Origin of the sequence: Paenibacillus cisolokensis (assembly GCF_018403665.1) — a bacterium.
Taxonomy (GTDB): Bacteria; Bacillota; Bacilli; order Paenibacillales; family Paenibacillaceae; genus Paenibacillus_AH; species Paenibacillus_AH cisolokensis.
The window spans coordinates 1-21,185 of the sequence record NZ_BOVJ01000191.1 but is presented as its reverse complement, the minus strand read 5'-3'; the positions used below and the strand labels follow the sequence as shown (position 1 = coordinate 21,185).

Here is a 21,185-nt window from a genome sequence, read left to right as displayed (position 1 = left end):
TTTTTGATTGATCGTTAAACCGCTTTAATGAATTGTAAAATTGAAAGGGGGGGATAAAATGGCCACCATCGACGACGTCGCCAAAGCGGTGGGCGTATCCAAAGGCACCGTATCGAGCGTGTTCAGCAAAAAAAGACCGATCAGTCAAGAGGTGACGGAACGGGTGTTGGCCGTTGCCAAGGAGCTCGGCTATTATCCGAATCACGTCGCGCGCAGTCTGGCGACGCGCAAGACGATGATCGCGGGGCTGAAAATGCCGATCTCGCGCGACATGTCTTTAAGCGGCTTCGAGATCCAGATGATTAACGGCGTGATGAAGCAATTGGCGAAGCATGGCTATCGGGTGCTGCTCGACACGCTGCCGGAGCATGACGATCCGACATCGTTTTCGATGGACCCGGTGGACGGCGTCATTTTACTCAATCCGCGCAAGGCGGACCCGAGAATCGACCGATACGGCCAGATGGGCATTCCGATCGTTCTCGTCGGCCGTCCGGACCCGGACGACCGGTCGCTCAGCTATGTGGATAACGACAATGAAGCGCTCGCTTGCGAAGTCGGCCGCTACCTGCTCGGCCTCGGCCACCGCTCCGTCCTGTTTCTGAACACGATCCGCGACATGACCGTCGCCTCGGACCGGGCGGCGGGATTGAGACGCGCGTTCGCGGAACGGGGACTCGCGCTGGACGACGACCGGATCGCCTATTATTCCCATGAGGCTTACGGCAATGCCGCCGCTTACGGGTATTCGGCGCTGCGGGAAATGTGGGGACGACTGTCGTTTACGGCCGTCATTACCGACACCGACCGGGTGGCGCTCGGCGTCTACCGGGCGGCAAGAGAGCTGGGTATCGCGATTCCTGACGAGCTTTCGGTCATTGCGCTGAACAATGATGCGACGCTTGCGCAGGAGATGGAGCCGCAGCTGACCGCGGTCGAGCTGTACGCGGAAACGCTCGGCATCGAAGCGGCCAGCCTGCTGATGGACATGATGGCGGAATACGAGCCGCAGCAAAAATGATCGAAACGAAGCTCATCGTGCGCAGCTCATGCAAATCGCTTGTATGAGTTTGCCGCACGATCGGGCGGGTCCCAAACGTCGCATGTGAAAGCGCTTTATTAAGGTTTTGTAAAGTCGCCGGCATCCAGTCCGGCCGGCTATTTATCCGATTCGGGAGGGTTATACACGATGCGAAAAAAACGTAAAGCGATTTACGCCATATTGGCCGCGACGCTGCTTGGCTCCATGATTGCCGGCTGCGCGGGCGGAAAGAGCGAAGGAACGCAAGGGACGGAAGGAACCGCGGACAACGGAGGAGGAGAGAAGACGGAAGCGCGGACGCTCAAAATTATGGCGGGCGTCATCGGCGGTAAAACGCCGGAAGAGAACGGCTTGTTCGAGAAAGAGATCGAGCGGCTGACAGGCATTACGGTCAAGCTCGAAAAGCCGGCTTCGGATTACGACAAAAAGCTGCTCGCCGCGGTTTCATCCGGAGAAAAATTCGATCTGCTGCAAATCAGCAAGGAGAAGATGAACACGTTTATCGAGCAGGGCATTCTGACGCCGCTGACAGATAAGGTGAAAGGCTCGGAGACGCTCAGCGATCCGAACGTCATTCCGTCCGAGGAATGGGCGCAGGTCGAGACGAAGGACGGCGAAATTTACGGCGTCTTCACCAAATATCAGGGCGGCACGATGCCGATCGTCCGCAACGATTGGCTCAAGAAGCTGGGGCTGCCGGAGCCGAAGACGCTGGATGATTACTACACCGTGCTCAAAGCATTCGTCGAGCAGGACCCCGACGGCAACGGCAAGAAGGATACGTACGGCCTGTCGACCGCCGGCATGTACGAGTTGCAAGGATTTTTCAGCGCCGCCGGGCTGAAGCAGCGCTATGTCGAGAAGGACGGCAAGCTTGATGTGCCGTATTCGACCGATGCCGCGATACCGATTTACGAATGGTTGGCCAAATTGTACAAGGAAGGCATTCTCGATCCGAATTTCGCCACGAACGATACCGGCAAAATGCGCGATCTGTTCCTGACCGACCGGGTCGGCATGATTACGTACTGGGACGCATGGGTCGGCATGCTGAACAATACCCGTAAGGAACAGGACCCGAATACCGAATTCGAGGCAAAAGGGCTGCCGGGCGCCGTCGGTCCGGACGGCAATCATATGCTGCGCCGCGGGGACCCGGACGTATGGGTCATTCCGGTCAATGCGGAAAATCCGGAGACGGCCTTCGAATTTATCGAATGGTGGCACTCCAAGGACGGCATTATACTCGGCAGTCTCGGCATCAAGGACCACGATTACACGGAGCAGAACGGCAAATACGAGCTGACGCAAACGGGCAAGGAACATGCGATGGACCACGGCGTGCCGTTCTGGTACAACAAAAACGTGGAGCCGCCGTTCGGCAAGCTGCCGGGCGTTCAGGAAGCGCAGGATTTGCTCGCCAAGTACGCTTCGCTTGAACTGACGCCTCCGAGATGGGCGGACGCCGAGAAGATCATCAACGAATATTCGTTCAAGGCGATTATGGGACAAATGCCTGCGGCGGATGCGGTCAAAAAATGCGGGAAGAGCTGAAGGCGAACGGTCTGATCGATGGATAATCAAGGTGGTGGACTCGCATGAAGGCGATCGTGAAATACCGGGCCGTCTATTTGATGATGCTGCCCATCATAGCCTACTTTCTCATATTTGCCTACTATCCGCTCGTCCGCGGCTTTGTTATCAGCTTCCAGCAGTTCCGGCTGATCGGCGACCGGCCGTTCGTCGGACTGGATAACTATGCGCAAGTGCTGAAAGATTCCGCGTTTTGGGATACGTTTGCCAATACGCTCATTATCGGCGGGAGCATCCTCGCGATCGGCTTTATTATGCCGATCGCTCTCGCTTTGCTTTTGAACGAGGTGTTCGCCTCCTGGTTCAAAAAGATCGTGCAAATGGTTGTCTATTTGCCCCATCTGTTCTCCTGGGTCGTCGTCGGCGGCATGTGGATTATGATGCTGTCGCCCGACACGGGCATCGTCAACCAGCTGCTGCTTGCCCTGGGAGCGGAGAAGCCGATCGGTTTCATGTCGCAGGAAGCGTACGCGAGACCGGTTATGGTTTTCACGGCCGTATGGAAGGAAGTCGGCTTTACGTGCATTCTTTATTTGGCTGCGATCGTGTCGATCAACCCGTCTCTGTACGAGGCGGCCCGAATCGACGGGGCCAACCGGTGGCATCTGGTCCGCTACGTTACGCTGCCGCAGCTCGTTTCCACGATGAAAGTCGTGCTGATGCTGCATGTGATGAGCGTTCTGAAAATGTTCGACCAGATTTTCGTCATGAGAAACGGCGCTATCGCGGGCAAAGTCGATGTTATTATGATGTATACGTATCAGAAAGGCATATTGGAATTCCAGATCGGGATGGCGACCGCCGCCGGATTTCTGGTCATATTGGCCACGCTGATTATAACGTTTGTCATCCGGATACTGATCCGGTACGATGAGGAGTGAGCGCTGACATGAACCGCAACCGACCGTATACGAGCTGGCAAAGCCGCTGTTTCGATATCGCAAACATTGCGCTGATGCTGCTTTTGATGTCCTCCATGATCATTCCGTTTCTCAATACGTTCGCGCTCGCTTTCTCGTCGAATCTGGCATCCATGACTCCCGGCATCGTGCTGTGGCCGAAGGAATTCAGCGTGGAAGGCTTCACCACCGTCTGGAACCGGATGCAGCTTTATTTGCCGTTCATGAACAACGTGATCGTCACGGTGGTCGGCACCGCCGCTCATGTGCTGCTCAGCTCCATGGCCGGATATGTGCTGGTCCAGCAGGGGATTCCGGGGAAGAAGCTGATGATATCGTTCATTATGATTACGATGATGGTGCCCGGGGAAGCGATCATGATTCCGCTCTATGTCGTAAATCGGGATCTCGGATTGCTGAATACGCTTTCGTCTCTTATCATCGCGGGACTCGTTTCGGGCTTCAGCGTGCTGCTTATGCGCAACTTCTTCCAGAGCATTCCGGGAGAGATGGCGGAGTCGGCCAGGATGGACGGGGCAGGGGACTTCCGGATATTCGCGACGATGTATTTGCCGCTTGCGTCGGCCGGGCTCGCCACGGTGACGCTGTTCGAATTCGTCAGCCGCTGGAACCAGTTTACGCCGGCGTTGCTGTACATTAGCGATCAGACGAAATATACGCTGCAAATAGCGCTGAAGTCGCTTATCGTCGACACGGACTCCACGTCGAGCAACTTTATTATTACGACCAACGTCCGCATGGCGGGAATCGTGATCGCCCTGATTCCGCTTATCGCCATCTATCCGTATGTGCAAAAATATTTTGTCAAAGGCATTATGCTGGGCGCGAACAAAGAGTGACGTCCGCGGCATGCCGGAGCCGTAGCGCGAAGAGGAGGAATAGCATGGACCGCGAAGCAATCGGACCGGTTCAGAAGGTCTATACCCGCCGCATCGAAGCGGCGGAGCAGGGGAGTTATATCGAAGTTCCGTTTGACATGGTACCGGAGGCCGAGCGTCTGCACGTCTCCATATCGGTAGGGACGGCACAAGGACGTACGGCCGTTATCGACCTTGGCGTCCGGGACGCCGTCAGGCTGCGAGGCTGGAGCGGCGGCGCCCGCCGGGAATTTCAGATCGGCCGGGAACGGGCGACGCCGGGCTATACGCCGGGGCCTCTCGAAGCCGGCGGCTGGGCGGTGCTGCTCGGGGCGTACCGGGTGCCGCAGGAAGGCTGCGATGTCTCGGTTTCGATCACGATCGAGCGGGAACGGCCGCGATGGCTGAAGGGCGATCTTCATATGCACAGCGTGCACAGCGACGGAAGTTATACGCTTGAAGAGAATGCCGCGATTATGGCCGAGCTCGGCTGCGACTTTCTGGCGATGACGGATCATAATACGACGAGCCAGAATGCCGCCTATCCGCGGGATGCCGCGGTCGTCATGATTCCCGGAATGGAGTTTACGACCAATTTCGGCCATAGCAACATGCTGGGCGTCGAGGTGCCGATCGACGACTTCCGGTCCGTCGATCAGGCCGGCGTGAACGACAAGCTGCGGACGGCCAGAGAGCGGGGGGCCATGATCGTCCTCAATCATCCGCACTGCGATTATTGCCCGTGGGAATGGGAGTTCTCGGACGATTTCGGCATCGTCGAAATATGGAATGGGCCGTGGCACGAGGCGAACCGCCGCACGCTCGACTGGTGGGACGAACAGCTGAGAAAAGGGCGGCGCATCGTGGCGGTCGGCGGCAGCGACATGCATCGTCCCGACCCGTACCGGAAGCATGCCCATCCGACGACTTGGGTTTACGGCCGCTCCCGGACGGTGGACGGGATACTGGAAGGCATCGACGCCGGGCATGTCGTGCTGAGCTGGGCGCCGGACGGTCCGTTCGTTTCGCTCGCTTGCGGCGACCGGATCGTCGGCGACGCGGTTGCGGACGACTCCGGCCGACCGCCGGTCATCCTTACCGCGGAGCGCCTGCGCGAAGGAGACGCGATCCGGCTGATCAGCGATCGCGGCGTCGAGCGGGACATCGCCGTAAGCGCCGCGGACGGCGGGAGCGCGGTACTGGAATGGCATGAACGGGGGCGGCAGTATATTCGCGCCGAAATATGGCGCAAATTCGAAGAAGTGGACCGCGTGCTGCTGGCTGCCGTCACGAACCCGATCTATTTTGAGCCGCAAGAAGGTTAAGCCGCGGATTGTACGGCGATGGCGTTCAAGCTTTGCTTGATCGGCGAAGTCGGCTGCATCGTTGGCTTGCGGTTGGCGTGCGACGACCCCGCATTTTGCTTTCCCGTGCGTCGTATCGTAAGATGTTGGTGTTGATGTTGCGGAAAAATGAACGTACGCACAGGGAGAGAAACGAGTTATGAAGCCGACGATTTACGATGTCGCGCGCGCGGCCGGCGTTTCGACCGCGACCGTGTCGAAAGTGATTAACGGGACCGGCCGCATCAGCGACAAGACGCGCAAGCGAGTAACCGAAATTATGGAGGAGCTGCGCTACCAGCCCAGCATGGTCGCGGCGGCGCTCACCAGAAGAAGCACGTCGACCGTCGGCCTGATGCTGCCGGATTTGGCCAACCCTTATTTTGCGGAGATCGCCCGGGCCGTCGAGGACCGCGGCCACGAATTCGGTTTCAGCCTGTTAATCTGCAGCACCGACAACGACCCGTCCAAAGAAGAAAAATATTTGTCGCTGATGGTGCAAAAATGCGTGGACGGCATTATGATCGCGACGAGCACCGGGCAGGACGGATTGCTGCGGGAGCTGGCCGAACAGCGGATGCCGATCGTCGCGATTTCCCGGGAGCTGCCGTCGCTGCCGGTCGATACCGTGATGGTCGACGATTTTATGGGCGGTTATATGGCCGGGAAGCATTTGGTCGGACTCGGGCACCGGCGGATCGGCATTATCGCCGAGAAGCTGGGCGCCTCCAGCAGTCCCGAGCGGATTCGCGGCTGCCGTCAGGCGATGGCCGAAGCGGGCATCGAGGCGGACGATTCGCTGATCGCCGAAGCAAGCTATACCGTCGACGGCGGACGCAAGGCGGCCGCGCGTCTGCTAGGCGGCGGCGAGCCGCCGACGGCGCTGTTCGCCTGCAACGACGTATTGGCGATCGGCGCGTTGCAGGCCGCCTTCGAGCGCGGTCTTCAGGTGCCGGAGCAGCTGTCGGTCGTCGGATTCGACAATACGATGCTCGCGACGATTACAGCGCCCCCGCTGACGACGGTGTCCCAGCCGATTCAGGATATCGGACGGCGCGCGTTCGATGCGCTGCTTCAGGAAATTCGCGGCGAGAAGCGGACCAAACAGCGTCTCGTGCTTTTGCCGGAGCTTGTCGTCCGCCGCTCGACGGCGCCCGTAGCGGGCGGCCTGTAACCGGGCCGCCTGCACGCTTGCGGAGAACGGATAAGACGCATGCTGCCGCGGCGGCCGCTATCGTCGCGATGCTCATTTTTTATGTTGACAGCGGTAGAGAGAGGCGCTATTGTTAAAGGGTAAGCGGTTAACCTTAGGCATCATTTTATGGTTTTGCTTATAGTTTATAAAGAAGACAACGTTTGCAAAACAACCCGATTGCGTAAAATGCGGCAATGGATACCGTGCCAGACCATGCGGGAAGGGAGTGGCTTGATGTTAGGGTAATCGGTTAATCTCCCCTTGTATCAAGGACGATCCGATTCGACTTGTCCGGCGGTTTATCTTTGAAAACGTTTAAAAGGAGGATGACGGAGGAGATGGGGACGATTCGACTGACGATGGCCCAGGCGCTCGTACGCTTTTTGAGCAGGCAATATTTGGAGGTGGACGGCAAGCGGCGTCCGTTCTTTCGCGGCGTAATGGGAATATTCGGGCACGGCAACGTAACCGGCATCGGTCAGGCGCTGGAGCAATACAAGGATGAAATTCTGTTTGTCCAGGGGAAGAACGAGCAGGGGATGGCCAACGCGGCGATCGCATACGCGAAGCAGAAGAACCGGCTCGAAACGTTCGCCTGCACGACGTCGATCGGGCCGGGTGCGCTGAACATGGTAACCGCTGCCGGCACGGCAACGATCAACCGGATTCCGCTGCTTCTTTTGCCCGGCGATATTTTCGCGGGAAGACAGCCCGACCCGGTTCTTCAGCAGATCGAAGTGACGCATGATTACACCGTGTCCGTCAACGATGCCTTTAAGCCGGTCAGCAAATATTGGGACCGGATCGTCCGTCCCGAGCAGCTGATGACAGCCGCCTTGAACGCGATGCGCGTGCTGACGGACCCGGCCGAGACCGGCGCGGTGACGCTCAGCCTGCCGCAGGACGTGCAGTGCGAAGCTTACGATTACCCCGAGGAGTTTTTCGCCGAGCGGGTGCATACGATCGATCGCCGTCCCGCGGCTCCGGCTGCGGTCGCCCGCGCGGCGGAGCTGATCCGCGGCAAGCGCCGGCCGCTCCTGATCGCCGGCGGCGGCGTCCATTATTCCGGCGCGACCGATGAGCTGGTCCGCTTCGCCGAATCGTTCGGCATACCGGTCGCGGAGACGCAGGCGGGCAAGAGCGCGATAGCGTGGAACCATCCGCTTGGCTTCGGCGGCGTGGGCGCGACCGGCACGTTGGCGGCGAACCGGCTCGCGGCGGAAGCGGATGTCATTATCGCCGTCGGCACCCGGCTGTCCGATTTTACGACGGCGTCCAAGACGGCGTTCCGCCATCCGCAGGCGGAAATCGTGAACATCAACGTCAATGCGGCGGATGCCGCGAAGCTGGACGGCATTCCGGTTGTCGCCGACGCGCGTGAGGCGCTGGCCGCTTTGGGCGAGGCGCTGCGGTCGGCCGGCTACGCGGCCGGCTACGACAAGGCCGAGCTGGCGGCGCTGAAGCGGGAATGGGACGCGGAAGTCGACCGGCTCTATGCGGTGGAGCGGGAAGACGGCCTGGCTCAAACCCGTGTGCTCGGCGTCATCAATGAATTCGTCGACGAGCGGGACGTGATCGTATGCGCCGCCGGCAGCCTGCCGGGCGACCTTCACCGGCTATGGCGGTGCGAAAGGCCGAAGACGTACCATATGGAATACGGATTTTCCTGCATGGGCTATGAAGTGTCCGGCGCATTCGGCGTACGGCTGGCCGAGCCGGACGGCGAAGTATACGCGCTCGTCGGGGACGGCAGCTATTTGATGCTCCACTCCGAGCTGGTCACGTCCTTGCAGGAAGGGCGAAAAATTACGGTGCTTCTGCTGGACAACAGCGGATACCAGTGCATCCACAATTTGCAGCGGGCGAACGGCAGCGAAGGATTCGGCAACGAATTCCGCGAGCGGGGGGCGGACGGCCAATTGAGCGGCGACTGCCTGACGATCGACTATGCGGCCCAAGCGGCGGCGCTCGGCGCCAAAACCTTTAGGGCGCGCACGGCGGAGGAGCTTCGGGCGGCGCTGAATGCGGCGAAAGCAGAAACCCGTTCCGTGCTGGTCGACATCAAAGTGCTGCCGGGTACCGGTACGGACAATTACGAGTCGTGGTGGCGGGTCGATGTGGCGGAAGTGGCGGAATCGGAGAAAGTCCATGCGGCTTACGGCGCGATGCGGGAGAAACTGAAAACCGCCAGGCCGTATTGATAACGCGTTAGGGGGAGTGAACGGTGGCTTTGAACGTGAAATACGGCATTTCGGGCATCAACTGGGTAAACGAGGATATGCTGGATCTCGGCGATCATTATACGGCGGACGACGTTCTGTCCCAAATGCAGGCGCTCGGCTTCGAAGGGACGGAGTTTTGCCGCAAATTTCCGCGCAGCGTTCCCGAGCTTTCGCGGTTGCTGGAACGATACGGCATGACGCTCGTGGCGCAATGGAAGTCGCTGGCGTTCCGCGACGCCTCGCGGCGGGAAGAGGAGATGCGGGCGTTTCGGGAGCATGCCGATTTTTGCGGGCGATGGGCAGCCGTTATGTCGTCGCCTGCGAGACGGGCGACGCGTTCGAAGATCCGCATTCCAACCGGGTTGCGATACAGCCGCTTACCGATGAACAATGGCGGAATCTTGCCGAAGGATTGAACGAAGCGGGCCGATATTGCCAATCTGTCGGGCTCGAGCTCGTCTATCACTACCACGGGGAGACGGTGATCGAACGCGGGGAAGACATCCGCAGGCTGATGGAATCGACGGACCCGGCGTATGTGCATATGCTTTACGATACCGGCCACGCCTACTACGGCGGCAGCGATCCGCTCGACATTTTGCGAACTTATTATGACCGTATCCGCTACATTCATTTAAAGGACGTGCGCCGGGACGTGCTCGAGCGCGCGCGCCGCGCCGGCCTCCGCTTCCGGGAAGCGGTGCGTCAGGGAGTATTTACGGTGCCCGGCGACGGCTGTATCGATTTTGCGCCGATTTACCGGGAACTGCATGAACGGGGTTACGAGGGCTGGATTTTGATCGAGGCCGAGCAGGACCCGGCTGTCGCCGAGCCGACCCGCTATGCCCGTCAATGTATGGAATATATTCGCGGCATTACGCCGTAAACGTTGTGCAGCAGTACAGCATGAAAATACGTATAAAGCGAGGTTATGACTCATGTCGTCCGTTTCAATCGGCATTATCGGCGCGGGGCGGATCGGCCGCCTGCACGCCGAGCAATTGAGCCGAAATCCCGCCGTGCGCGTGGCGGCCGTCTCCGACGTCCGGCTGACCGGCGAGCTGCGCGACTGGGCGAATTCGCTCGGCATTCCGCGCGTCACCGCCGATTACCGCGAGCTGCTGGACGATCCCGATATCGCCGCCGTTCTGATTTGCTCTTCGACGGATACGCATGCGGCGATCATTGTGGAAGGGGCGGCCCGAGGCAAGCATATGTTCTGCGAAAAACCGGTCAGCTTCGATTACCGTGAAACGGCCAAAGCGCTCGAGGCGGTGCGCCGCGCCGGCGTTATTTTGCAGACCGGCTTCAACCGCCGCTTCGACCGCCACTTCATGCGGGTGCGCCGGTGGATCGACGAAGGGGCCGTCGGCGAACCGCATCTTATCCGGATTACGTCACGCGACCCAGCCCCGCCGAGTCCCGAATACATTCGCGTATCCGGCGGGTTGTTCATGGACATGGCGATCCACGATTTCGATATGGCCCGTTATTTGGCCGGCAGCGAAGTGGCCGAGGTATATGCCCAGGGGGCGGTGCTGGTCGATCCGGTTATCGGCGAGCTCGGCGACATCGACACGGCCATTACGACGCTTCGGTTCGAGAGCGGCGCGCTCGGCGTAATCGACAACAGCCGCCGCGCCGTGTACGGCTACGATCAGCGGATCGAAGTGTTCGGCTCGAAAGGGAGCGCCTCCGCCGGCAACGATTATCCGAACAATGCGGAACTTAGCACCGCAAGCGCGGTGAGCCGGGATTTGCCCAAATACTTTTTTCTGGAACGCTATGCGGAGGCCTATGCGGACGAAACGCGCCGTTTCATCGAATGCGTTCGCGACGGCGCGAAGCCGCCCGTGGACGGGAACGACGCGCTGCAGGCGGAACGGATCGCCCACGCCGCCAAGCTGTCGCTGCTTGAGCGGCGACCTGTCGCGCTGGACGAGGTGCGGTAACTTTCCCGATTAGTTTAATAAGGAGGGGTAACGGATGCCCAAATCGGAACTGGTTGTGCCAAGCGCCGCAACGCCCGGCGCTTCGGGCTGTGTTGTGGAAGTGACGCCGGCGTCGGCAGGCTGGCGCTATGTCGGTTTCCAGGCGTACCGGCTGAAGCCGGGAGAGCGGCTGGAAAGCGAGACGGGAAGCGACGAGTGCTGCCTCGTACTGCTGTCGGGCAAGGCGGACATCCGGACGTCGGCCCAGCGGTGGGACGATGTCGGGGAGCGGATGAGCGTATTCGAACCGAAGCCGCCCTATTCGGCCTATGTGCCTTCGGGAGACCGATTCGGCGTCGAGGCGTTGACGGAGGTGGAGCTCGCGGTATGCCGGGCGCCGGGGAAGGGCACCTATCCCGCGCGGCTGATCGTCCCCGCCGACGTCGGCGTCGAAATACGCGGGCAAGGACTGACCGAGCGCATCGTGCGCAATATTTTGCCGGAAGGAGAACCGGCGGACAGCCTGCTCGTCGTGGAAGTGTATACGCCGGGCGGCCATTGGTCGAGCTATCCGCCGCACAAGCATGACGAGGACCGGCTGCCCGACGAGTCGCTGCTGGAGGAGACCTATTACCATCGCATCGAGCCGGCGCATGGCTTCGCGGTCCAGCGGGTTTACACCGATGACCGGTCGCTGGACGAGACGATCACGGTGCGGGACGGCGACGTCGTGCTGGTGCCGAGAGGCTATCACCCGGTAGGCGCCCCTGCGGGCTACGATGTGTATTATTTGAACGTTATGGCCGGGCCGGTTCGCACCTGGAAGTTTCATAACGATCCCGACCACGAGTGGATTATGCAAGGATGGAGCCGTCCGGTTGCGGCGGGCGGAAAGAACGGGGGGGATAGCCGATGACGCTGCCGCCGTTTGCCGCCGGCCGTCCGCTCGACGTGATCGGCCTGGGCCGGCTCTGCATCGATCTGAACGCCAACGAAATTCATCGTCCGATGGAAGAGACGCGCACGTTTACCAAATATGTCGGCGGTTCTCCGGCGAACATTACGATCGCGCTCGCGCGGCTGGGGGAGAAAACGGGTTTTATCGGCAGAGTGTCCGACGATCAGCACGGCCGTTTCATTACCCGCTACCTGGAAGAGCGCGGCATCGATACGAGCCATGTCATAACCGACAAATCGGGCAGCGTGACCGGGCTTGCGTTTACGGAAATCAAATCGCCGACCGACTGCAGCATCTTAATGTACCGGGACAATGTGGCCGATCTGAAGCTGGAGCCCGGCGACATTGACGCGGCCTATATCGGCAGCGCCAAGGCGCTCCTCGTATCCGGCACCGCGCTTGCGGCCAGTCCGTCGCGGGAAGCCGCGCTCAAGGCGATTCACGTCGCCCGCGAGTGCGGAACCGTCGTCATCTTCGACATCGATTATCGGCCGTACACCTGGACGTCCCGCGAGGAGACGGGCATCTATTGCTCGATTGCCGCCGCGAAGAGCGATGTCATACTCGGCGGACGGGAAGAATTCGATCTTCTCGATGCGGTGTATGAAACGCCGCACGGCGATGACCGGCGGACCGCGGAACGCTGGTTGCGGGAGAGCGCCGGCATCGTCGTCGTGAAGCGCGGCGGCGACGGCTCGACCGTGTATGCCCGCGACGGCCGAAGCTGGACGGGGCGCACGTTCCCCGCCCAGGTCGTCAAGACGTTCGGCGCGGGCGACGCTTTCGCCGGCGCGTTCATTCACGGGCTGCTGCACGGCTGGGACATCGAACGCTGCCAGCTGTTCGGCAGCGCCGCCGCATCCATCGTCGTTGCGAGCCACAGCTGCTCGGACGCGATGCCGACGGCGGAGCAGATCGAAGGCGTCATCGGGCGGTATGCGAACGGCTGAGCCGCGAATGCGTTTGTTCCGCCGCACGTTGCTGCGGGCGGGGGAACGGCGGCACTTTCGCAAATCGCCGACAACCGACAGACAGGAAGGAGAGCGTCATGAGCATAAAGAAGATCCAAAATTACATCGGAGGCAAATGGGTCGATTCCGCAACCGGGCGGACGGACATCGTGCCGAACCCGGCGACGGGCGAGACGATCGCGCACGTGCCGATCTCGGGCGGCGAAGATGTCGCCCGGGCGGTAGAGGCCGCCGCCGCCGCGTTTCAGGAATGGCGGAATGTGGCGGTGCCGAAGCGGGCGCGCATTCTGTTCAAATATCAGCAGCTGCTCGTGGACCATTGGTCCGAGTTGGCCGAGCTCGTCACACTGGAGAACGGCAAAAGCTATTCCGAAGCATACGGCGAGGTGCAGCGCGGCATCGAATGTGTCGAATTTGCCGCCGGGGCGCCGACGCTGCTGATGGGCCATACGCTGCCGGATATTGCGACAGGGCTCGAATCGAGCATGTACCGCTATCCGCTCGGCGTCGTCGGCGGCATTACGCCGTTCAATTTTCCGATGATGGTGCCGTGCTGGATGTTTCCGCTTGCGATCGCGTGCGGCAATACGTTCGTCCTGAAGCCGTCCGAACGGACTCCGCTTTTGGCGGGCCGACTCGCCGAGCTGTTCGAGGAAGCGGGGCTGCCGCCCGGCGTGCTCAATATCGTCCACGGCGCCCATGATGTCGTGAACGGCATGCTCGAACATCCCGGCATCGCCGCCATTTCGTTCGTCGGCTCCCAGCCGGTAGCCGAATACGTCTACAAGACGGCCGCCGCGCACGGCAAACGGGTGCAGGCGCTGGCCGGGGCGAAAAACCACTCGATCGTCCTGCCGGATGCCAATCTGGATCTCGCGGTGAAAGAAATTATCAGCGCCGCGTTCGGATCGGCCGGCGAGCGCTGCATGGCCGCTTCGGTCGTCGTCGCGGTCGGAGAAATCGCCGATCCGCTTGTGAGTCGGCTGGCGGAAGCGGCCCGCGGATTGAAAATCGGTCCCGGCATGCGCGAAGGCGTATTCCTCGGGCCGGTCATTCGCGACAGCCACAAAGCGAGAACGATCCAATATATCGAAGCCGGCGTGCAGGAAGGGGCGGAGCTGGTGCTGGACGGCCGGGAAGCGGCCGAAGCGTCGGGCGACGGTTATTTCCTCGGGGCGACGATATTCGATCATGTGCGGCAGGGCATGAAAATATGGACGGACGAAATATTCGCTCCGGTACTGTCGGTTGTCCGGGCGGCCACGCTGGACGAGGCGATCGATATCGCGAACGCTTCCGAATTTGCCAACGGCAGTTGCATTTATACGGACAGCGCCAAGGCGATCCGGCATTTCCGGGAGCGTATCGACGCCGGGATGCTTGGCATTAACGTCGGAGTGCCCGCGCCGATGGCGTTCTTCCCGTTTTCCGGATACAAAAAATCGTTCTACGGCGACCTTCACGCCAACGGCCGGGACGGCGTCGAGTTTTATACACGCAAAAAATGATCGTCGCCCGCTATTGATTTCCCGGCGCGCGGCTCGCCGCATGATGGCTTGGCGGTCGCGGTCAACCACATGTCATCGGGATCGCATGGATTGTTGAAACTCCGGACACATTATCGCGTATCACCTACCGTTAGGATTAAATGCCAATAAAACGTTTCCGGAGGGATAACATGATCGTTACGACTACGCCGACATTGGAAAACCGGCCGATTATCGACTATTTGGGCATCGTCAACGGGGAAGCCATCATGGGTGCAAACGTAGTGCGCGATTTTCTCGCATCGATCACCGATGTGATCGGAGGGCGTTCCGGCGCTTACGAAAACAAGCTGAAAGAAGCGCGGGACATCGCGATGGATGAGATGAAAAGCCAGGCGGCACGTCTCGGCGCCAACGCCATCGTCGGCATCGACATCGATTACGAAGTGGTCCGCGACGGCATGCTCATGGTCACCGTAAGCGGCACCGCGGTCCGCTGCTGACCGCAGGCCAAAGCCGAATGCTTGACAGCAAGCTATAGTTGACAGCAAGCTCCTCCGTTCGCCGGGGGAGCTTTGCTGTTTGAGGCGGGGGCGTGCACATTGCGGCAGCTGCTAAATGCAGCTGCTCTTTGTATGGCGCGCGCCCATGCCGCAAAGTATGGCGCGCCGCCCATGCCGCAAAATGAACGGAATCCTTTGTCACATTCGCTCGTCGGGATGAAACTTTTTATCCGAAAGGCTCGTTAACAGAAATGTAAAGAAAAGTGGGACGAAAGAGGGGTTATCGGATTGACATCGTCTTTAAATCGCCGTAACGGCACAATTGCGGCATTGACAGCTTTATTGCTGCTGATGTTCGGTTTGCTGCAGGCCGCGCCGGCGTTCGCCGACAGCGCCGACGCCGAAGCCGGCATCGCCGTGCAAGCCGAGACCGGCTACCAAGGGAAAGCGAAAGATATGGTGTGGCAGCCCGTGAAGCTGACGTTGACCAACCGTACGGCCAAAGATTTGAAAGGCGAGCTGGCCGTGTCGGTTTACGTGCCGTACGGCGGGCAGTCGACAGACTATGTCGTTCCGGTGGAGCTACCGCGCAGCACGCCAATCGAGGTGACGATGATGCTGCCCGGTGTCTCGCTGAACAAGGATACGAACCGTATCCGGTTCTTCGAAGGCGGCGTCAAGTCAGGCAAAGAAGTGAAAGTCGGACTCGAATATTTGACCAATCAGCTGACGGCATCGTTCATGATCGGCGTGGTGTCGCGCGATCCCGACACGCTTAATTTTATGCCGACGCTCAATCAGAAAGGTTATGCGATCGAGGTCGTGCCGCTGAAAGCGGAGCAGCTTGCCGAACAAGCCGCGGCATACGATATGCTCGATGCGCTGGTGCTGAACGATGTGCCGACGGCGACCTTGAGCGGCGAACAAGTGGAAGCGATCGTGACCTGGGTCAAACGCGGCGGCACGCTCATTTTAGCCGGAGGCGCCGGCTACGCCAAGACGGCCGAAGCGTTCGCCGATATTACGCCTGTCAAGCCCGGCGGAACCGAGACGTTGAAAGCCCTTCCGGCGCTGGAGTCTTATGGCGGCAAGCCGCTGCCCGCCGGGAGCGCGGTCACCGTATCGACAGGCGAATTGGCCGCGGGAAGCGTGATCGTTTCCGAAAACGGGCTGCCGCTGGCGGCCAAACGGGCAATCGGCCGAGGAGAAGCGCTGTATGTCGCATTCGATCCGTCCCTCGAACCGTTCGCCTCCTGGAGCGGCAGTCCGGCCGTCTGGGCGCAGCTGCTGCAAAAAATCTGTTGCCGCTGCAGCCGGGACTTAAAATGGGCTATGACAACCGATTCTGGGGACTGCAGCAAATCGCCGACATGTTTCCGTCGCTGAATCCGCCCGATATCCGGATTTTACTTGTCTGCTTCCTGATCTACCTGGTGCTCGTGGCACCGGTTATCTATTTGCTGCTCTACAAAATCGACAAGCGTGAATGGGCATGGTGGCTTATTCCCGCCGTCTCGGTTGCAACCAGCATTGTCATCTTCCTAGTCGGCGTGGCGGACAAGCGGACGATGATGACGCATTCCGTGCAAACGATCGAGCTGACCGGCCTCGGGGACGGCTTTCAGACCGGCGTGACGGCGATTTTTCGCCGACCGGCGGAACGGTGCGGGCGTCGTTCCCCGAACAGATGCGCGTGCTTACCTATCCGAACCGGAACAATCCGGGCGGCGGATTGCGGCTCGACAATACGGAGCAAGTGACAGTCGGGGAATCGGCCACGACGGTCGCCTGGAGCGATGTCCCCTATTGGTCGACGCGAAAAGGATGGATCGAAGGGCGCAAGGTGGACGATGCCGGCCGTTTCGATATTAAAACGAGCTACGAAAACGGCGGTTTGCGCATCGATGTGACCAATGGCACGCCGACCGCGCTGACGAACGTGCATGTGCTGATGAACGGCGGCGCGTACAAGCTCGGCGACTTGCCCCCGGGCGGCACCGCGACGGCGACCGTACCCGGCTATACGCAGACCGCGCCGCCGGCGTATGTCGATTACGGTATGCTCCTGTTCCCGCAAGGCCCCAATACGCGAAACGACGAGTTCGCCCGGGAACGCGCGCTTGCGGCAAATTACATGAACCGGTACCAGGACTCGCCGCTGCCGCTTGAGCCGGTCGTCGTGGGCTTCAGCAAAGACGGGAATCCCTGGTTTGAGGTAAACGGCAAGCAGGTGAAAACGGACAATGTGACGCTGTGGGTTCAGCCGTTCCGTCTCGAATCGGTGCAGGACGGCCGCTATTATGTGCCGCCGGGTACGGTTCAGCCGTTCATTACCGACAATCGGATGGAGCAGATGACAAGAAATCAGGACGGAACCATGAGCCTCACCAGAGGGGAACTGGAATTTGAGTACCGGCTTCCGAGAGCGCGGGCGTCGATTACGAATCGCTGCGCATCTATCCGGACAACCGGTTCGCCCAGCAAAACCGGATTCAATGGTCGATCTGGGACGCGGCCGCGGGCGAATGGACGGAGCTTCAGCTCGGTTCCGGCACTCTCGATTTGGGCGAACGATCCCCGAATTATGTAGCCGACGGGGGGATTATACGGATGAAGGCCGCCGTAGCCGCGCAATCGGAAACAAGGCTGCCGGGCATCGGTCTGGAAGGGAAGGTGAAGCGCTGATGGAAACGAAAACTTCCGTACCGATGGTGGAGATCCGGGGGCTTACGAAATCGTTCGGCGCTTTCCAGGCGCTGAAATCGATCGATTTGACAATCGAAAAGGGACGGTGTTCGGTTTTGTCGGACCGAACGGAGCCGGAAAGTCGACGACGATGCTCATTCTGTCGACGCTTATGGCGCCGACGTCGGGCTCGGTCAAGGTAGACGGCTTCGAGGTGACCGAGCATCCGAAAGAAGTGCGCAAGCGGATCGGGTATATGCCGGACTTCTTCGGCGTGTACGATCAGTTCAAGACGACGGAATATTTGCATTTTTACGGCGCCAGCTACGGCATTCCGAAGAGCGAGCGGGATCAGCTCATTCCGCAGCTGCTCGAACTGGTCAATCTGAGCGACAAACGCGATGCCTACGTCGATACGCTGTCCCGCGGCATGAAGCAGCGGCTCTGTCTGGCCCGCTGTCTTGTACACGATCCGGAGTTGCTCATTCTCGACGAGCCGGCTTCCGGCCTCGATCCGCGAGCTCGCATCGAGATGCGCGAAATATTGAAGGAATTGAAAGCGATGGGCAAGACGATCATAATTTCCTCGCATATTTTGCCGGAACTCGCCGAGATGGTCGACGAGATCGGCGTCATCGAGCACGGACAGATTATCGCCCAGGGCAAAGTCGCGGACATCCAGAACCGGCTCCGGGTCAAACGGATTTTGTCCGTCCGCTTGACGGGCCGCGAGGAGGAAGCCGAGGCTTTCCTGCGAAACCATCCGCTCGTGACGCGAACGATGCGAGACGACCGCGTCGTGCATGTCCATTTTGCCGGCGGGGACGAGGAGCAGGCCGATTTGCTTCGCCAGCTGCTGGATGAAGGCTTCCGGCTCATTTCGTTCAGCGAGGCGCAGACGAATCTGGAAGATATCTTTCTCGAGATTACGAAAGGAGGCGGCGGAACGGCATGAAAAACGGTTCGGCGGCGAAAGGCCGGTCCTCATGGAGCAGCAAGCTGGTCAACCCCGTGCTGGATAAAGAATTCCGGTTGCGGATGCGCACTCCCCGCTCAATGTGGGCGCTTTTCTTTTACGTCGGGGCGATGGGCGCAGCCGCTCTGGCGTTCATCTATTTGATGACGGAGATTAACCGTCACGGACCGTCCGCCTTCAATCCGGAAGAAAGCCGGATGATGTTTATTTTCATATCGTTCGCCCAGATGGGGTTGATCGCATTTATGGCGCCCGGCCTGACTGCCGGCGTCATCAGCGGGGAACGGGAAAAGCAGACGCTCAACCTGCTGCTCACGACGCAGCAGAGCTCGGCGACGATCATTTTGAGCAAGCTCGTTTCGTCGCTCGCTTTCATGATTTTGATCGTGCTGGCGACGATGCCGGTATACAGTATCGTATTTTTGTACGGCGGCATTTCGCCCTGGCAGCTGCTCGGCTTATTTCTGTTTTTCGTTTTCGTCATGTTCGTGCTCGGCGCTTTCGGATTGCTGTTCTCCACGCTGTTCAAGCGAACGATGCTGGCTGTCATCGCAACGTACGGTGTTACGCTGTTTTTGTTCATCGGGACCGCGCTTATGTTTCTGTTTCTGAACGGCGTTCTGCAGGAGCTGTACCGCAATGTCCCCTCGACAGGGGCGCCGCCGTACCGCTGGATCGGCCATCTGTTGGCGCTTAACCCGGCGGCGGCGATGTACAGCATACTCGAACCTAGCCTGACGCGCCAGGCGTTTTTCGTCAGCGGCATGCAGGGCAATTCGCGATCGCCGATGACGCTGTGGCAGGAATTCATTCTGATCTATTCGATTGTAACGAGCTTGCTTATCGGGCTCAGCATCCGTTACCTTCGTCCGCGGTTGAAGCGGAGAACATAAAGGAGACGCGCGTCTACCCGTTAATCGAAAGGAGAGGGGCTCATGGACCGGGAGGATGATCGCATCAGGCGTGCCGGGCCGCCTTCCCGCAGGCATCCGCTGCTTGAGCTGCTGCTGCCGGTCCGGCGGCGGCTGACGTTGTTCCGTCTTGCCGGCGCCTCGCTGACCGGCCTGCTTGCCGGCAGCGCCGCCGCGCTGCTGCCGCTTGCGGCGAGCCGGATATGGCCCTTGCTGCATGCCCGTTGGTATGCGGCGGCGCTAGTCTGCGCCGGCGCCGCTGGCGGTGCCGCCTACGCGATATGGCGGCGGGCGACGGCGGAGGAAGCCGCCCGGGTCATGGACCGGACCGGCACGAACGACGCGGTCTGCACGGCGCTCGGGGCGCTGGAAAGCGAGGCGCCGGTCGCCCGGCTGCAGCGCGAAGAGGCGATCGAGCAGGCGAAGCGGTACGGCGAGTCGCTCAAGGAGCGGCTGCCGTGGCCTTCCTGGCGAAACCGAAAACGCGAGGCGGCCGGTCTGGCGGCGATCTGGCTGGCGGCGGCCTTGTTGCTCGCCTGGCCCAATCCGCTGGATGACCGGGCGAAGGCGCTCGCCGAGGCGAGACACCGTTTGACGGACGCCGCACAAGAGCTGGATGAGCTGGCAGAGGAGATTCGGAGCCGGGACCTGCCGGAGGAGGCTAAGGAGCCGCTGGCGCGATCGCTGGATGAGCTGCGGCGGGATATGAAACGCGCTGCCGACCCGGATGCGGCGCTTGAGCAATTCGAAGAGACGCTTCGGGAGATGGAAGCGGCGGCGGAACGGGCGCGTGAGGCGATGAGGCGTCTCGATGCGGCCGCAGATGCGCTTCGCGGCGAACCGGCGCTGCGTCCTGTCGGGCAGGCGCTGCAAAATCGGGATGCGGCTGCCGTACGCCAATCGCTCGATACGCTTCGCGACGAGCTCAGACGGCTGTCCGACGAGGAGCGGAAAGCGATCGCGGAGGCGCTGGAACGGATCGCCGGGCAGCAGCCGGATGAAGCCGGCGCGCTGAAGCAGGCGCTGGAAAAAGCGGCGGAGCAGGTCCGCGGCGGCGAAAGCGGCGGGGAAGATAGCGATGCGCTGGACGAATTGGCCGACGCGTTGGACCGCGAGCTGACGCAAGCCGAGCTGGAAGCGCTCGCCGAACAATTGGCCGAGCGGCTCGGGGAATCCGGGCAGACGCTTGCCGAACAGCTTGCTGCGCAAGGATTCGATGTGCCGTCAGGCATGATTGCGCGCGCCGCGACGGGCGGAAGAGCGAGCGGTTCAGCCGCCGGAAGCGGAGGAGCGCCGTCCGGCGCGGCCGGCGGCGAGGGCGGAGAAAGTGAAAGCGGAGGCCAATCGGGCCAAGGTCAAAGCGCCGGTGAAGGTTCGGGAACCGGCTCGGGACAGGGCGCAGGGACGGGCAAGGGAGCCGGAGCGGAGCAAGGCGCGGGAGCCGGAGCAGGGCAAGGCGCAGGCGGCGGAAGCGGCCAGGGCGCGGGCGGCGGAAACGGCCAAGGTGCGGGCGGCGGAAACGGCCAAGGTGCGGGCAGCGGAAGCGGGCAGGGCGGTCTTGCGGGCGGAACCGGCGCGGGAGGCCGCGGCC

At 60.7% G+C, this 21,185-nt stretch carries 18 protein-coding genes and 2 pseudogenes; all 20 read left to right on the top strand.

What is annotated here, in order from left to right; translation table 11 throughout:
* Window positions 1–58: 58 nt before the first annotated feature.
* Window positions 59–1,021: a LacI family DNA-binding transcriptional regulator gene (locus PACILC2_RS23100; protein ID WP_244863779.1), complete on the top strand. Its 963-nt coding sequence runs from the start codon at window positions 59–61 to the stop codon at window positions 1,019–1,021.
* 168 nt (window positions 1,022–1,189) lie between these two features.
* Window positions 1,190–2,596, top strand: a complete 1,407-nt coding sequence (locus PACILC2_RS23095) for an extracellular solute-binding protein (protein WP_244863778.1) — start codon at window positions 1,190–1,192, stop codon at window positions 2,594–2,596.
* Window positions 2,597–2,640: 44 nt separating this feature from the next.
* The gene (locus PACILC2_RS23090; RefSeq protein WP_213531129.1) at window positions 2,641–3,516 is read left to right on the top strand and encodes an ABC transporter permease subunit; all 876 of its coding nucleotides are present in this window, start codon (window positions 2,641–2,643) and stop codon (window positions 3,514–3,516) included.
* Between the two features lie 8 nt (window positions 3,517–3,524).
* On the top strand, window positions 3,525–4,394 hold the full coding sequence (locus PACILC2_RS23085; protein WP_062492649.1) for a carbohydrate ABC transporter permease: 870 nt from the start codon (window positions 3,525–3,527) through the stop codon (window positions 4,392–4,394).
* 44 nt (window positions 4,395–4,438) lie between these two features.
* On the top strand, window positions 4,439–5,737 hold the full coding sequence (locus tag PACILC2_RS23080) for a CehA/McbA family metallohydrolase (RefSeq protein WP_213531127.1): 1,299 nt from the start codon (window positions 4,439–4,441) through the stop codon (window positions 5,735–5,737).
* Window positions 5,738–5,915: 178 nt separating this feature from the next.
* Window positions 5,916–6,929, top strand: coding sequence for a LacI family DNA-binding transcriptional regulator (locus PACILC2_RS23075; protein WP_062492651.1), 1,014 nt, complete (start codon window positions 5,916–5,918; stop codon window positions 6,927–6,929).
* 359 nt (window positions 6,930–7,288) lie between these two features.
* The gene (gene iolD, locus PACILC2_RS23070; protein ID WP_213531131.1) at window positions 7,289–9,151 is read left to right on the top strand and encodes a 3D-(3,5/4)-trihydroxycyclohexane-1,2-dione acylhydrolase (decyclizing); all 1,863 of its coding nucleotides are present in this window, start codon (window positions 7,289–7,291) and stop codon (window positions 9,149–9,151) included.
* A 316-nt stretch (window positions 9,152–9,467) separates the two neighbouring features.
* The gene (locus PACILC2_RS23065; protein WP_307860688.1) at window positions 9,468–10,058 is read left to right on the top strand and encodes a TIM barrel protein; all 591 of its coding nucleotides are present in this window, start codon (window positions 9,468–9,470) and stop codon (window positions 10,056–10,058) included.
* Between the two features lie 52 nt (window positions 10,059–10,110).
* Window positions 10,111–11,124, top strand: coding sequence for an inositol 2-dehydrogenase (gene iolG, locus PACILC2_RS23060; RefSeq protein WP_062492653.1), 1,014 nt, complete (start codon window positions 10,111–10,113; stop codon window positions 11,122–11,124).
* A gap of 34 nt (window positions 11,125–11,158) precedes the next feature.
* Window positions 11,159–12,019 (top strand): 5-deoxy-glucuronate isomerase, encoded by an 861-nt coding sequence (gene iolB, locus PACILC2_RS23055; RefSeq protein WP_213531124.1) that lies wholly within the window; start codon window positions 11,159–11,161, stop codon window positions 12,017–12,019.
* A complete protein-coding gene (gene iolC / locus PACILC2_RS23050) occupies window positions 12,016–13,011 on the top strand; it encodes a 5-dehydro-2-deoxygluconokinase (RefSeq protein ID WP_213531122.1) in 996 nt (331 codons plus the stop codon). Before iolB ends, iolC begins: the two co-directional genes overlap by 4 nt.
* A 98-nt stretch (window positions 13,012–13,109) precedes the next feature.
* On the top strand, window positions 13,110–14,540 hold the full coding sequence (locus PACILC2_RS23045) for a CoA-acylating methylmalonate-semialdehyde dehydrogenase (RefSeq protein ID WP_213531120.1): 1,431 nt from the start codon (window positions 13,110–13,112) through the stop codon (window positions 14,538–14,540).
* A gap of 170 nt (window positions 14,541–14,710) precedes the next feature.
* Window positions 14,711–15,022 carry a YbjQ family protein gene (locus PACILC2_RS23040; protein ID WP_213531118.1) on the top strand — a complete coding sequence of 104 codons (312 nt, stop codon included), beginning with the start codon at window positions 14,711–14,713 and terminating at the stop codon, window positions 15,020–15,022.
* A 288-nt stretch (window positions 15,023–15,310) separates the two neighbouring features.
* The gene (locus PACILC2_RS23035; protein ID WP_213531116.1) at window positions 15,311–16,408 is read left to right on the top strand and encodes a DUF8726 domain-containing protein; all 1,098 of its coding nucleotides are present in this window, start codon (window positions 15,311–15,313) and stop codon (window positions 16,406–16,408) included.
* Complete coding sequence (locus PACILC2_RS23030; protein WP_213531114.1) at window positions 16,348–16,782, top strand: hypothetical protein; 435 nt, start codon at window positions 16,348–16,350, stop codon at window positions 16,780–16,782. The genes PACILC2_RS23035 and PACILC2_RS23030 overlap by 61 nt, the downstream gene beginning before the upstream one ends.
* A pseudogene (locus PACILC2_RS29935) lies at window positions 16,710–17,285 on the top strand (DUF8725 domain-containing protein); the annotation flags it as partial. The gene PACILC2_RS23030 and the pseudogene PACILC2_RS29935, both read left to right, overlap by 73 nt.
* A gap of 185 nt (window positions 17,286–17,470) precedes the next feature.
* Window positions 17,471–17,707 carry a hypothetical protein gene (locus PACILC2_RS29930; RefSeq protein ID WP_504739392.1) on the top strand — a complete coding sequence of 79 codons (237 nt, stop codon included), beginning with the start codon at window positions 17,471–17,473 and terminating at the stop codon, window positions 17,705–17,707.
* 23 nt (window positions 17,708–17,730) lie between these two features.
* Window positions 17,731–18,662, top strand: a pseudogene (locus PACILC2_RS23020) (ABC transporter ATP-binding protein).
* A complete protein-coding gene (locus PACILC2_RS23015; protein WP_213531110.1) occupies window positions 18,659–19,576 on the top strand; it encodes an ABC transporter permease in 918 nt (305 codons plus the stop codon). The pseudogene PACILC2_RS23020 and the gene PACILC2_RS23015 overlap by 4 nt, the downstream one beginning before the upstream one ends.
* 42 nt (window positions 19,577–19,618) lie before the next feature.
* The coding region (locus PACILC2_RS23010; RefSeq protein ID WP_213531108.1) for a hypothetical protein at window positions 19,619–21,185 on the top strand (1,567 nt) is incomplete at its 3' end.